We start from the raw sequence: 15,065 nt of genomic DNA, 5'->3' as shown, positions 1-15,065 counted from the left end.
CTTAAACAGATACATAGATTGACTTTGTACTGCTTATATTAGGAATTTAAAGAAACAATATGTACAATTCTCCCACTACACTAGTATAGTGGCCTTTATTAACAGCAAAATCTACAATTTACAAGGAGAACATTTTATGAGTAAGAGAATAAAAGAATTAGATTCCATACGAGGATTAGCAGCACTTACAGTGGTATTTGGACATTTTTGTTTAATGCTACCATCGTTGCCTAATTCTATTAAATTTTCCCCGCTTAGGTTTTTATGGGCGGGTGGAGAAGCTGTAATCGTTTTTTATGTACTAAGTGGTTTTGTGTTATCTATGGCACTTTATCATTCAAAAACAAATTATTGGGGATATTTAATTAAGCGATTTGTACGAATCTATATCCCTTATTATTTTTGGATAATCATTACCTTTGCTTTATTTATTTTATTCTCGCCGTATGAAGTGGCTGGACTACGGGATTGGTTCTATGATAGGTGGCAGGGGTCTATAACAAAAATAGATATTATAAACCACTTTGTGCTTCTTAATAACTTTTTTACGGAAAATTATAATCCAGTTATCTGGTCATTGGCTCAAGAAATGCGTATATCTATTGTGTTTCCTTTGTTATTCCTTCTTTTTTATAAACTGAGTTGGAAGAAAACGATACTATTTGCTTTGAGCTTTTCTTTAATTAGTGTTTTCCTTAATATGTTGCATATAGGGAAAGCAGAGGGATTTTATAATGGTTATGCCGATACACTGCATTTCACATCGATGTTTATGGTTGGAATGTTAATTTTTAAGCATCAGGAAAAGCTTATCTACTTATATAGGAATATGAAAAAATTTAATAAAGGATTTCTTATTGCATTAGGGATTATTCTATATTTATATTCCATTTTAATTTATGGTTTTTCCCGTAATGATACTACTTTCTTATTAAAAGATTGGGGTGTCGTAATCGGTGTTAGTATATTTATAATAATGGCCATGAGTAACCTAAAAGTGAAAGCATTTTTAAATAAGAGTGTATTTGTATACTTAGGAGAAATTTCATACAGTATCTATTTGTGTCATTTTCCAATCATGATGGTACTATTTAAACTTTTGTATACAAAGATACCTATCTTTTTCCTTCTTGCTTTGTGTATTTCAATGACAATACTTTTTTCGATAGTTTCGTATCAGTTAATTGAAAAGAAATGTATCAACTGGGCAAAACAAAGAACAATAAATTTTCGAAAAAAAATGTAATGCTTGAAGGAATTTTATTTCTTTAGTAAATATACGTATATTACCGGATCCTAAGTATATTAGGATCCGGTCAATTATGGATTCTATATAAACATACTAAAATTGAATAAATTTTTAATCTTATACTTAACTTCAAAAATCCTCTTACTAAAGAGAATCTTCGTAACGTTTATCCAAACATAGCCGAAAATACAATTAGTAAAACGCTAGTTTCCTGGTAGCCGCTTGTTCATATAAAGTTAGTTTCAAGAGTATAGGTTTAATTCTATATTAATAATTATTAGGGGTAACAACACATCGCTACCTATATCTAGATTGTTATATAAAACTATTGAATATTTTATTCGTAAAAACAGAGGTGTAAAATGAATTTTATTTCCGAACTACTAGTTCTCGTTGCAATTCCTACAATACAACTTACATTCTTGTTACTACTCCTTTTTGCTTTTAGCTACTTTGTAGTATACAAAAAGGTATGTAGAGGAGGAAAAAAATTTACTGTACAACAAATTATATTGTTTATGTTAATAATAGGATATTATTCCCTTGCATTATCAGCCACTTCATTTGGTCGTCCAGATGATATAACTTTTGCAAGAACAATTGACTTTGATGTACTTAGTGTTTATAAAAAAGCATGGAATACCTTTTCATTTTCTTCTTTTTTCCATATCATTGTGAATATAGGTATGCTTTTTCCGTTAGGAATTTTACTACCTTTATTTAGTAATGTTTTTCAAAAAACAAAATGGATGTTAATCAGCTCAATTATAGCAAGTTTATTGATTGAAATCCTTGAATTTATAATGCAACGTGGAAGTATGGAACTAGCCGATTTACTTCATAATACTTTAGGAATGATGCTAGGATATTCTATGTTAAATATAGTTCTTATATTGTTGAAGAAAAAAGAAACAGATACACAAATGACCAAATATTTATTTCTTCCGATTACAGTAAGTTTTGTTGCACTTGGAATAATGATTTCATATCAAATGAAGGAATTTGGGAATATGCCTTTAGATCCCATTACAAAAACAGACATGACTGATGTCACTATAAAAACATCAATAGAGTTAAAAGACGAAGGTAATAAAATGCCTGTTTATAAAGAGGGAATTACAAAAATGGCTAATGACAATGAGCCAGTTACAAAAAAATCACATATTCGAGATGTCGAAATTCTGTCTCCCAAAGAAGTATTTCAAAAACTAAAACAAGGAGACTTTGATCCTATAATATCTTTCAAAGCAGGTGATACATTAGTCATTACAGATTATAATATAGATTACTACGCTGATACAAAAGGCTTTTCTCAACCTATATATGTTTTTCAAGTACGCTTAAATGATAATGGAAAAGATAGTTGGTCTCAACCTATTTCTGCGAGAAGATAACGTAGATTTTCATGTTTTTGTTCATGTGAAATAGTTTAATCGAGTTGTCTTGCTCATTTGAAAAATCTCCTATGGAATTTAATTTAAATTGAAAAACATTTAAGAAGAACAATTACGCTGTGGGATATTGTATAGTGTAGATATGAATAACAAAAAAGGGGGACTAGATATGTGGAAGCGATTTGTAGCGATTGGTGATAGTTTTACAGAGGGGATAGGGGATGAAGTTGAGGGAATAGCATTAAAAAGCTGGGTAGATCATTTTGTTCAACTGTGTGTAAATGATTTGAAATATGCTAATTTTGCAAAACGTGGGTTAGTAACTAAAGAAATTCGCTCACAGCAATTGGAGCAGGCATTAACTTTTAATCCAGATTTGGTTAGTCTAATTGCAGGTGCAAACGATGTTTTAAAAGGACGTTGGAATCATCATACATATAAGAACGATATGGAATTTATGATAGATACATTAAGTAAAACAGGTGCTGATATTATTATAGCAAACCTTCCAGATTTTACAGTTAGGCTTCCTTTTTCTTCTGAAAAAAAACAAGTATTAAAAGAACAATTATTAGAGGCAAATGAAGTTATACTTTCACTGAGCAGAGAGTATAAGCTTCATCATGTTGACTTTTGGAATCATCATTTAGTTATTGACAATACGCTTTGGTCTACGGATTTAATTCATCCAAACTCAAAAGGATATGTAAAAGTTGCTGAATTGATTTTTAGTAGTTTGCCTGTACAGAAGTCAGAATAATAGTTCACTATTTAACAAATATGATATAATTTGTATTAAGAGATGTTTTTTTAGGAATTCCATCAAGTTCTATATTGGTATCTTTGAGACAAGAAATCGAAAAAAACCTCAAGTATATAATTCATGCTTGAGGTTTTTTATAATAAACAAGAAAAGACACCCTAGGGTGCCTTCCTCTGACTTGAACCATCTTAATTTTAATAATATTGGGCTCCCATCCAATATTATTTTATCACGTTAAGTAATATTGTTCATTGAGAAATATGATTCAAATCTATATTTTGTTGTGATCCAAAGTAGACTTCTGAATCTTAAGCATCATTGCTACGTCTTTGCCAATTTATCCGGATTGAGAGCTGTCGGTTTTATATGTCATAACATGATTTTTTGATTTCAGTAAACTCTTGTATTCCCACCTTTTTTGGGTAGTTGTCTAGAATCTATATTATAAAATTGAGCACATTAATTAAGGATTGTAAAAAAAAGAGGTCATCCATCCTATGCCTAAATTGCGGTTAATACCTTCTGATTTGAAACATATTTCTAGAAGAGAACATGAAATCCCTGAAGGTGTAAAAATGATTAAGGCACCAAATATTTTGGAGCACGGGAGTGAAGTTAGAGCAAATTTGAACTTTATACAAAGGTGGGAAATAAGAATCTCACTAATTGATGTTAAAAGGGAAGATCTAAATGGCATATAAAAACGGGCCATAACCTAGATTTATCATCCATAAAATGTCCCGTTTAACTGGTTGTCCAAATAGTTAGTTAAGAATTAAGGTTCTGGTGCAAAGATAAAATAATAGAGAATATAGCGCATATATTTCGAGCGGAACTGTATTTTATGCTGTTAGCCCAAACACTTGAATAGGTTTTGCTTTTCCATACTGATCACGTCCTTTTTAGAGTACTAGTATCAGTATGTCCAAGTTTCAGAGATTAGTTACAAATGAATAGCATAGTTAAAACATTCTAGTACAAAAAAGGTTGAGGAATATTGGATATAAAATATGATAAATACGAGTTATTAGAAATATTCGAGGATGAACCAGAAGATTATTATATTCCAGGTGCGGGTGCGTATAGATATTGCAAAATCGATAAACTTGGATTTGAATTGGTAATGATTATGTTCTATTATGATGCAACTGTTGAATTAAAAATGCTTTATGAAGACAAACGTATCATTGAAACCAAGATGGAGTCGGTGAAACAAATTTATACGCGTAATGACTCGCTATACATTCAAGGGGCAAAAGCAAAGAAAAGAATCGAAGTGAAATTCAAGCCACATTTTACAGTTGAAATAGAAGAATTCTAAAAGCTGAAATATAAGGTGTTTTCTTATACAAAAAGCGCCTACATGGGCGCCTTTTGTATTTCTTAAAATGACTTAAGATGCGTTTACTTGAGTTCATTAGGTAGTTAGAGCTTGATAGACTAACTTAAACGAAAAATGTTGAGCAGTTCAATTTCATTATACATCAATATATCTAAATAAAAGATGCAATTGTGCATCTCAATTTCTGTATCATAATTTCCAAACTTGACTCACGAATAGAAAAACAGTGAGCATAATAATAATGATGCTTATCCGATACATCCATGGATTTTCTTTTTTCCCGTTTCTTTTCTTTCTTCGTTTTGCTAATAGCCATAGTCATTGAGATGGAGGAAAAACAACCAGTTATTGAAGAGCAGCCAATAAGTATACTAAATCAAGAAATCCTAAATAGTATTGAGTTTTATATTGAAAAGATGAACACCTATAAAGAGAAGAATAATAAAAGTATACGTGAGTTAGCAAAAGAAATAGAGATTTCATATTTAACACTTTCAAGGATGTTATGTGGTAAAAGAAAACGATTAAATGATGATACCAAGATTAAACTCGATAAGTGGATAGAGAGACAAGAGGTAGTGAATTTATTATAAATTTACTACCTCTTGTAACATCATATATTTTCACCATATCTTGATATAATTACGTGAGAAAGAAATATACTTTTGTTATGTTAACAAGGAATACTAATAGAAAAGCGTGTTCCTTTTCCTTCTTTACTCTCTATGTCTATATCTCCGTTTAATTCTTTAATAGTACTGTAGGCAATCATGGTACCCAGTCCAGTGCCTTTTTCAGTTGTTGAATAAAATGGTAAGGCAATTCGTTTTAGTTGTTCGGAGGACATTCCAATTCCTGAATCAATAATATCAATAACAATATTCCCTTTAATTTTTTGTATATTAATTTGCAATACTCCACCATCTATCATAGCCTCGATACCGTTTTGTATGATGTTAGTTAAACACAGTTTTAATTTTTCAGGATCAGCATTTATAAAAAGGGAGTCTGTAATATTCAGTTTTAATTTAACATTGTACGATAGAGCGATTGGTGAAATAGCATCTTTCACCTGATTTAAAATGTGATTAATATCTAGTTTCTCTTTTATAATGTTTTGTGGTTTGGTTAAAGATAAATAGTTATTTATAGTAGATTGTATTTGCTGCATTTCAAGTAACATAATTTCTAAGTACTTATCTTGAGACATCTTAGTGTTCTCATTTTCATTTAATAATTGAGTGAATCCATGTACCGTGGTCAGTGGATTATGAATTTCATGCGCAATAGATGCAGCTAGTTCACTAGCTATATAAAATTTTTCTGCTCTTTGCATTCTTTCTTTCATTTTAAATTTCTCAATCATTCCCTCTATTAAATAAACGGATAATAATACTGTAAAAATATTAATGACTATATAATTTAATAAAAATTCAATGAGAGTAGAGCCAATTTTACCACCTGTGTTTATTTGAGTTATAATACCAAAGATAGAAAGTGAAGTTGTACATATCAAAACAAGTAGTATGCTTAATAATATCTTTTTTTCCTTGAAATAAATGGGTAACAAGTAACGAAACATTATTGTAATACCAGTAATAATAGTAAAGATAATAAATGATGGGAAAACTCCGCTTCCACCTAAGTAAAATCTATAAGAAAGATATAAAATTCCTATAGAAATAATGCTCTTTGTATTTCCATATAGAAAAACTAATATTATTGGAATAAAACGTAAATCATAAATAAACCCAGCATGTAAATGAAAAGGAAAAGTCATACAAAAAATAATTGCAATGGAGGAAAGAACAGAAATTAATATATTATTACATGCTATTTTTTCTTTATGTTCTAGCCAAAATACTTGATAGCTAAGGATACAAATAATAATAATAAAGGTATTTAATAATAGTGTAGAAATTCCCATAGTTTATGCCTCTCTGCTAGTTTGTATGTAGTATTATGAATGAATTTAATTTAGATTTTCTATCTTTAAAAAGAAAGGGAAGGGTATTTGAAAAGTGATCTTTTACTATGTATATTAGAACCGATGAGGAAGATAGAAAAATTATCTATTAAAAAAGCTATTTTTAGTTATGTGCATTACAAATTGAAAGTAGCCCTTGTATAGGTGACGGATGATGCAATTTTTAGAATAATTATACTTTTTAAGGAGTGAATATTCTGGAAAATAAGTATGGATGGCGACAGATATTTCATAGCCTTCGCTATATTAACATGAAATTTATCAAATTACAAAGTGAAAATTAAAAATTTTTATTAGTTTATTTTATTTGAAAACGAAAAAGTATTCAACAGAATGTCACGATTTCATTGTAATATTGCTTTCTTACTTTAGTTTCCATAACTATGATCAGTGCTATGACTTACATAATAGGAAATGAATAGCAGCTGATGAAAATCCCTTAAGGAAGTTCATATTTTTTCAAAATGTATTATGCTACAAGACAGATTAGTTTTAACGATTAAAAAACTGTTGAGGTATTCCAGCAGTTTTTTGTTTTTGTGAAAGAATTGGATCCGTTATATTAGAAAGTTGTAGTATGCAAGATTGTATGAGAAAGATGGTTGATATTTTATTAACAAAACTTGGAGAGTCACTATGTCCAATTATCCTATTAGTGAAGGAATGGGCGACTAATAATATGGAGAAGGTTTTGGAAAACAGAAATAACACTAAATAATATTTTAAACCTGTAATTGGTCATTACAAACAGCTTAAAAAGAAAAAACGATTGCCTCTTAGGATCCAAGCAATCGTTTTTTTTATTTTTTTCGGAGATGAAATTTTTGTTTTTGTACCCTTTCTCCATCAAGTTAAAAAAATGGTTGTTCCCCAGTAATGAAAAAAATGAATTTAATTCTCATAAATAACTGTAAAGTGGTAAAAATTTCGTTTTGGGGGTAATTCAAAATCTTAAGTTAATGGGCATGGGTTGGAACCCTTTCTTTGTTTAGGCCGGATATCCGCCTGTTGGCGGTGGCCAAGCACTAAATAATCTGCGAATCAGCACAATTTCTCCTAAATGGTAGGAGTTGTGAGATGCAATATTGCGTAGAACACCGCCCGGGGTTTCACCAGGCCATTCTTCCAATGTTTTGTCCAATTGAACAGTTTGGGCAATCGCGCATGCCTGTTCAATCCCCTGAAGAAAATACTGAATAATCTGTTGCCACTCTTCCTCACTGCCAGGACATTTTTCTTCAGGCCAGCTCTCTTTTACATGGACAGGCAATGCAGGCTTCTTCCCCTGAGCGGATAATAAGAGAAAATCTTGCCAGTAGGTCATGTGTTTCACTAATTGATAAATAGAATAAGGCAGTTCCTCTCTGCGTTTTCCCGCAAGCGCCACGTCTATATCCGACAAAGCATTCTTGATGGGAAGATGTCCGCGTTCTCCTCTTAACGATTTTACTAATGCCTCGCTAAACGCTTTATTTGATTGTTCCATAATAACTGACTCCCATCCTGTTTTATTTTCTAATTTGCTGATTTTATGGTTCCGTCTCTTTTATATGCACTAAATATATTATAGAAGATTTACGACTATTAAGAGAAAACGAAATAAGGAAAAAATAACAAGAATTACTGACTTCTTAACGTACAGGAAATCGGTGGTTTTTATTTAAATAGTAACTTAACGTACAATTGTAGTAACAGATAAATCGAAAGTTCGAATAACAACATCCAGGTCTGCGTTAATGTCAGCCACTTTTGATTTTAGCTTTTCCGATCCCTCCTGAATTTTATCCAATTGATTTTATCGTGAATGAACTATGAGTTGATTATAATGGTTAGAGTGAACTCTAAGTCAAGAAAAAAATAATAAAAGGATAGTTAGTCCATTATGAGGGCTAACTATCCTTTTCATTTACTAAAGCAAACCTTGATGAATGAAATAAATCTCGATGTAAACTATTAAATATCAGTTCACATTTGAAACCTTTATATTATTGAATTTATCGCAATTTACCCATTTTCTTCGAAAGCTTAAATTGTACGGCAGGTACCATCTTACTGTTAATAAGATTAGTCCAGGCTGATTACGTCCTTTTTTAGAGTACTAGTATCAGTATGTCCAAGTCTAGAAGGTTACTTACAAACGTTGTGGAGTGTTTGCACCAGAACCCTTTTTTCTGTGAAAATACTTTGGATGAGATCGAACCATTACCATTATGATCAAAAATACTACCTCTTTCAACTAAAGAAGTAGTATTAGTAACTGAAATAAAATTGTCAAAGCAACACTAATAATGATAATGTTCGCTAAATATATTCGCTTCTTTCGTTTGTAAGAATCTTAAAATCTTCCCTTTTTGAATGCAGCTTAACAATAAAGTTAATTCTTTTTGCAAATGTGGAACTATTTCATTACTTATACTGTCTATTAAGCGTTAAAACATTTTTATTTAATATTTTAAGAAAGGAACAATCATTTATAACTAAAGGAGTAGATTGAATTGAAAAAATTATGGATGCTGTTTTTCTTTTGTTTTGGAGTTATGTTGGTAGGATGTAATAAAAACGAACCGCCAAAACAAGCATTTGAAGAATATATCAATTTATGGAATGATAAAAAATTTGCAGATATGTATGATCGTTTATCAGAACATGCAAAAAAAACGATTTCTAAAAAGGATTTCACAGAGAAATATGAAAAAATCTATGAAGGTATTGGAGTTGAGAATTTAAAAATTAAAACGAAAGAAGAGAATACTAAAGATAAAGAACGTTTTCTTTTTGAAGTTAAAATGGATACGGATGGAGGAACAGTTTCATTCATCCATGAAGCAAAACTCGTGAAAGATAAGGAATCTTGGAAAATAGATTGGACACCAGACTTCATTTTCCCAGGTATGAAAAAAGATTACAAAGTACGTATGCAAACAGAGCAAGGAAAACGCGGAGAAATATATGATCGAAATGGAAAAGGGCTTGCAACGAATGGTAAAGCGTCTGAGGTTGGAATTATTCCAGAGAAACTAGGTGAAACGGCAGCGCAAACGAAAGAAATAGTAGCACAATTACTTGATATGTCTACAGAAGAGGTCGATCAGAAGCTCGCAGCGAAATGGATAAAACCAGATTCCCTTGTACCAATTGGTATTTTAAAAGAGGGAACCAGACAGAATGATTATATTGAATTAGAAGGAGTTTCATCTCGCCCAGTAAATATTCGTACGTATCCATTAGGAGAAGCAGCGGCACACTTAACGGGATATATAGGAAAGGTAAATGCAGAGGAGTTAAAATCGCTTCAAAAAAAAGGTTATCAAGCAGATGATTTAGTGGGTAAGACAGGTTTAGAGAAAGTATTAGAGAATAAATTGCGTGGTGAAAAGGGTGGACGCGTATTTATGGAAGATGAGAACGGGAAAGAGATTAAAAACTTAGCAAAAAAAGAAGCAAAAGAAGGGGAAAATGTTACGTTAACAATTGATGCTGCAATTCAAGAAAAAATCTTTAATGAGATGAAAAATGAAGCAGGATCTAGTGCAGCGGTCAATCCTAAAACGGGTGAAACAATTGCACTTGTAAGTAGCCCTGCTTATAATCCAAATACGATAGTTAGAGGAGCATCAAAAGCCCAACGAGAAGCATGGAATAACGACTCGAAACTGCCAATGACGAATCGTTTCACACAAGCATTTGTACCAGGTTCTGTATTTAAAACGATTACAGGTGCAATTGGTTTGGAAACGAAAACAATAAATCCTAAAGAAGAATTTAAAATTCAAGGATTAAAATGGACAAAAGATTCATCGTGGGGAAATTATTATGTAACACGTGTGAAGGAAGCTAGTCCAATTGATTTTGATAAGGCAATGAAGTACTCTGATAATATTTATTTTGCTCAACAAGCTTTGAAAATGGGGAAAGATCAGTATGTAAATGAATTTAAGAAATACGGATTTCATGAAAAACTACCAATCGAATACGAATTTCCTATTTCAACAATTGCAAAAGATGGGATAAAAAACGATATTCAACTAGCAGATACGGGATATGGACAAGGACAAGTATTAATGACACCACTTCATTTAGCATTAACATATGCACCGATTGTGAATGAAGGGAATATTCCATCGCCTCATCTTTTAAAAGAAGCCAAAGTAGCGGAGAATTGGAAAGAAAATGTGGTTTCTAAAAAGAATCAAGAGATATTAAAAAGTGCATTAATAAAAGTCATTAATGACCCTGATGGCGCGGGGAGAATTGCTAAGGTTGATGGTATAACTCTTGCTGGTAAAACCGGTACAGCAGAGCTGAAAGAGTCGAAAGAAGCAGACGGAAAAGAACTTGGATGGTTTGCAGCTTTTGATGCAAATGCGCCAGACATGATTGTTACCATGATGATTGAAGATGTAAAAGGAAGAGGGGGGAGTAATGTTCCCGGCGAAAAAGTAAAACATATTTTTCAGAAATAACACTTAAGTATAAGGTAAAATCTTTTACTAAATTTATTATATGTATGCTTAACTCAATGGTATAAATTGGGCAAAACAAAGAATAATTAAGTTTTAAAAAAAGCATTCTCCCTAATTGAGAATGCTTTTTCTATGTTATTGTGGCTCTAGAAAGTTGATATGGCATCATTTTCATTATTTGCAAGTACGGGCTGAATATAGAGTCTGTCATCGAAGAGGATGTAAAGGTGATTATGTAATGAAATGTATTGCATACCTTTACATTTTTCAGGAGGATTCTTTTATCAAAAAAAAGATAAACAATGGAACAAATGAAACTTGTATCATGTCTATATATTGAAACCATATTAAAAGTGAGGGCAGTTTTATGTTTATTCAAATAAGTTTGAGGTGTGGAAATGGAACAGAAGTTTATTGAAAAATGTAATCATGATGAGCTTGACTATGTTATAAAAGACTATTGGCAAGATGTATGGAATTATTCATTTATTATTACGAAAGATCCACACTTATCAGATGACATCACGCAAGATGTATTTATAAAGGTTTTTAAACATTGGCATTCATTTCGAAAAGAGTCATCTATTAAAACGTGGATATTAAAAATTACAAGAAATACGGCAATAAACTATTTGAAATCCTCTTATTTTAAAAGGATATCTTTAGTGGGATTTTTTAGTGATGATAAGCAATCTCCATCGGCAGAACAAGAATTTTTTAATCAAGAGGAAATGAATGATGTGTGGGAGGTTGTATTAAAACTACCTAAAAAACACCGCGAAATACTAATATTGGACGCGAAATATGAATTATCTTATGAAGAAATGGCTGAAACATTAGGTGTATCAATTGGAACAGTCAAATCTAGATTAAGCCGAGCGAGAAGTAAGGTTTCAAAACTAATAGGGGAGGGTAGAAATGATGAACAGTAAAAAAAACCCTGACTGGTATAGGAAATTAAAAAACGGCCCGATGGAGCATCGTAAAGATGAAGAGGAATTTATTTATAAAATAAAGCAATCGATATACCAAAATAGTGAAGTAGATTCTGTAACACACAAGAGACCATTTCGTAAAAAAGTATTGCCTATTGTAGTTGTTTTTGTTTGTACAATGTTATTTTTTATTGTTCAACAACCTTGGCTTGATGATAATAAATCACCGGTACAAAGTAGTACTCAAATTAAGCCGAAAACAAAAGATGAGTCTGCTCAAGATCCATCATTAAAACAATTTATGAATGATTTATATCGAAGTACAAATTCAAAAAATGAAAATGACCTGTATAGAGTGTTAAATGATGAAGTTCTATTTAAAGGGAAGACTTATAAGAAGGATGAATTGAAGTTTGATGAAGATATTTTTCATGAGTTGCAAGTTGCTCTTACAATGGGGGGAGAATTTGTGAATGATACGAAGAAAGTCTACAAAGTGCCAAGTGGATCGACAGAAAGTAATCAATCAAAGCAAGAACATTTTATATATGTAACTGTTACTGGAAATAAAACGAAAATTTTAGCTGAACCACAACGAGAATCACAAGTTTTATATGAAGTATCTAATGAAATGGTAAAAGCTTGGATCCCGGAAAAAGTGCAAAATGATGGATATATAAAAATATCGACTATTAACGGTAATACTACTGGATATGTACAAAAAAAGTATGTTTTAACTGATATTAAATATTCTTTCATGTTCGAAAAGAATCATGAAGGTATATGGAAAATAACGAATATAGAATCTATATGGTAAAAGAGGAAGGTTCACTTTAATGAACCTTCCTCTTTATCTTTATCCTCCTTTTGAAGTGTATTCCAAGACTTTAAAATTTCTGATGTAACGAGAGCAGCAATGTTTTTTTCCGAATTACTACCAGGAATAACGACAGAAATAGCAATTTTTGGATCTTCGGTAGGAGCATATGCAATGAAAAGAGAATGATTTATCATTCTTTCTTGCTCGTTCGGAGAGCCAGTTATCCCTGTTTTACCCGCGACATCAAAGGGCAAGTTTTTAATCTCCTGTATATTTTGACTCATCCCACCTTGCACGACACTCCAAAATTTCATAGGATAACGATTTGAACTTTCTAAGATTGGTTTAAACTTTTTTGTTTCCTTACCGTCCTGACCAATAATAGCACTTACGATTTGAGGTTTATATTTATCACCTTTACTTGCCAAAGTTGCTGCATATTGAGCAAGTTGAAGAGGGGTGTGTACTTCATTTCCTCCCCAAGATGCATTTAATAAAGCAGAGATTCCATTTTCAAACTTATTAGATGGATGAAATTCATATTCTCCGTCTTCTTCAAAGGGTAAATCAATACCAGTTTTAGAGCGGAGGCCAAATTGCTTTAAATAATCTGTCCATATATTTGCTACTTTTTCTATATTCCCATTATTCCGGTTGAATAAGGGGAGAGCTACTTTTGCTGTCATAAATGTATTAGATGAATTAATGATAGCTTGACTCGGTGTAATTTCACCTGTGGGTGTTCCAGGAGCATTAGTAATGTTATTTTGATTATCATACTGAAAACTACCATTATCCAAATATGTATCCTCAGGTTGAAAAAGCTTTTCGTTTAATCCAATTAAAATAGTAAGTGGCTTTATAGTAGAGGCCATATTTACATAAGATTCCCCATACTTTAATTTTTGAATTGCTTTATTTTGCGAAAGTGATTTAATGTTTTCTTTTTTAGATAATACATGTGTATGTAATATATTTGGATCAAAAACTGCCGAGTTGGCCATAGTTAAAATTGCACCAGTTTTTACATCGGTTACTACTGCATAACCAGCATTAGCATCAGGTACTTTCTTAATTTGAGATCTTAGTGCTTCCTCTGTTTTTTGCTGTAACTTAGAGTCTATAGCTAGCCTGACATCTTTTCCCTTTTGTACTGTTTGGATGTTCCATAAGAATTTCTTATTTTTAATTTTAAAAATAAGAGTTTTTCCTGGCTTTCCTTTTAAATCATTTTCATATTGAAACTCAATCCCACTTTTACCAACAGGTACATTTTTAGAATTAAGGTCATTTTCTACATACCCAATTACTTGTGAAGCAATTTCGTTCTTTGGATAATATCGAATGAATTCGTCTTTGATCACTACATTTTTAGGTTTATTCTTGTTTATGAATGAAATTTCATTTTCATTTATATCAGAGTATAAGGATATTTCATTCATAGTCTGCTTATTACAGGATTGTTGTAATTGTGATTTTATGTCCTCTGCAGAAATCTCATGTTGAAAATTGGTTGAAAATTGATTGAAAAAAGCTAATGTATTCGATGTATCTTGATTCGCTAACTCCTCATGATTAGAGGTGCAATACAGAGATTTTACTTTTTTATTTGTAGCTAGTATTACACCATTTTGATCAAGAATTTTTCCTCTTTCAGCTGAAGAAGTTGCGATAGTAATTGAAATGAAATTGATTCTTAATAAAATTAGTGAAATCACACCTACAATGGAAAGAACCAATAAAAATCTCCATCTTTTTATTTTCGTATGTAACATAAAGCCCTCCCTTATTTAGCCTATTCTATCTTATAGTTAATTATTTTTTTTGTAAATGTGGAACAACTTTATGATTTAGATTGTCTATTAAGTATTACAGCATGAAGAAAGGAACAATCAGTATGAAAAAAAGTACATGTTAATAGTAAGTCTATGTGTAAGTTTAATATGAGTCATTATACAGTTTAGCATTTCTAATGCAGGCGACAAAAAAATAAAGAAAAAAAACAGGAAGGGAGATTTATCAATTACGCGGCTAAACCCAAAGGAATGGATGCTTACAAGGATTTAACAAAAAAGATAAGACACTATTATAACTGAATAGTGGTTTCTAATA

The 15,065-nt window shown here is 31.4% G+C and carries 10 protein-coding genes and 3 pseudogenes; 9 read left to right on the top strand and 4 right to left on the bottom strand.

Going from position 1 to position 15,065, the window contains the following annotated elements; translation table 11 throughout:
- Positions 1–88 precede the first annotated feature (88 nt).
- The 6 genes and pseudogenes from QCI75_RS14700 to QCI75_RS14680 form a co-directional block, all read left to right on the top strand.
- Positions 89–1,246: an acyltransferase family protein gene (locus tag QCI75_RS14700; RefSeq protein ID WP_144508490.1), complete on the top strand. Its 1,158-nt coding sequence runs from the start codon at positions 89–91 to the stop codon at positions 1,244–1,246.
- A gap of 89 nt (positions 1,247–1,335) precedes the next feature.
- A pseudogene (locus QCI75_RS30560) lies at positions 1,336–1,461 on the top strand (Fic family protein); the annotation flags it as partial.
- A 150-nt stretch (positions 1,462–1,611) separates the two neighbouring features.
- Entirely contained in the window at positions 1,612–2,643 is a 1,032-nt protein-coding gene (locus QCI75_RS14695; RefSeq protein ID WP_144508489.1) for a VanZ family protein, read from the top strand.
- Between the two features lie 142 nt (positions 2,644–2,785).
- Positions 2,786–3,403: an SGNH/GDSL hydrolase family protein gene (locus QCI75_RS14690; RefSeq protein ID WP_144508488.1), complete on the top strand. Its 618-nt coding sequence runs from the start codon at positions 2,786–2,788 to the stop codon at positions 3,401–3,403.
- 1,000 nt (positions 3,404–4,403) lie between these two features.
- Entirely contained in the window at positions 4,404–4,727 is a 324-nt protein-coding gene (locus QCI75_RS14685) for a hypothetical protein (RefSeq protein ID WP_144508486.1), read from the top strand.
- A gap of 335 nt (positions 4,728–5,062) precedes the next feature.
- Positions 5,063–5,341 (top strand): annotated as a pseudogene (locus QCI75_RS14680) (helix-turn-helix domain-containing protein); the annotation flags it as partial.
- Positions 5,342–5,421: 80 nt separating this feature from the next.
- On the opposite strand, the gene QCI75_RS14675 reads toward QCI75_RS14680, so the two are convergent.
- The 3 genes and pseudogenes from QCI75_RS14675 to QCI75_RS14665 form a co-directional block, all read right to left on the bottom strand.
- Positions 5,422–6,675, bottom strand: coding sequence for an ATP-binding protein (locus QCI75_RS14675; RefSeq protein WP_144508484.1), 1,254 nt, complete (start codon positions 6,673–6,675; stop codon positions 5,422–5,424).
- Positions 6,676–7,723: 1,048 nt separating this feature from the next.
- Entirely contained in the window at positions 7,724–8,221 is a 498-nt protein-coding gene (locus tag QCI75_RS14670; RefSeq protein WP_144508483.1) for a DinB family protein, read from the bottom strand.
- A gap of 192 nt (positions 8,222–8,413) precedes the next feature.
- Positions 8,414–8,509 (bottom strand): annotated as a pseudogene (locus QCI75_RS14665) (SDR family NAD(P)-dependent oxidoreductase); the annotation flags it as partial.
- 721 nt (positions 8,510–9,230) lie between these two features.
- On the opposite strand from QCI75_RS14665, the gene QCI75_RS14660 reads away from it, so the two are divergent.
- From QCI75_RS14660 to QCI75_RS14650, 3 genes are all read left to right on the top strand, one after another.
- Entirely contained in the window at positions 9,231–11,198 is a 1,968-nt protein-coding gene (locus tag QCI75_RS14660) for a penicillin-binding transpeptidase domain-containing protein (protein WP_353760751.1), read from the top strand.
- A 398-nt stretch (positions 11,199–11,596) separates the two neighbouring features.
- Entirely contained in the window at positions 11,597–12,130 is a 534-nt protein-coding gene (locus tag QCI75_RS14655; protein ID WP_002200457.1) for an RNA polymerase sigma factor, read from the top strand.
- Positions 12,120–12,950: an SH3 domain-containing protein gene (locus QCI75_RS14650; protein ID WP_144506526.1), complete on the top strand. Its 831-nt coding sequence runs from the start codon at positions 12,120–12,122 to the stop codon at positions 12,948–12,950. The genes QCI75_RS14655 and QCI75_RS14650 overlap by 11 nt, the downstream gene beginning before the upstream one ends.
- Positions 12,951–12,961: 11 nt before the next feature.
- Here the strand turns inward: QCI75_RS14650 and QCI75_RS14645 are convergent, their stop codons facing one another.
- Complete coding sequence (locus QCI75_RS14645; protein ID WP_353760749.1) at positions 12,962–14,728, bottom strand: peptidoglycan D,D-transpeptidase FtsI family protein; 1,767 nt, start codon at positions 14,726–14,728, stop codon at positions 12,962–12,964.
- Between the last annotated feature and the right edge of the window lie 337 nt (positions 14,729–15,065).

This window comes from Bacillus cereus group sp. RP43 (assembly GCF_040459645.1).
Taxonomy (GTDB): domain Bacteria; phylum Bacillota; class Bacilli; order Bacillales; family Bacillaceae_G; genus Bacillus_A; species Bacillus_A mycoides_C.
Note: the sequence above shows the minus strand (reverse complement) of the source record. Positions and strands in the feature narration are given on the sequence as shown.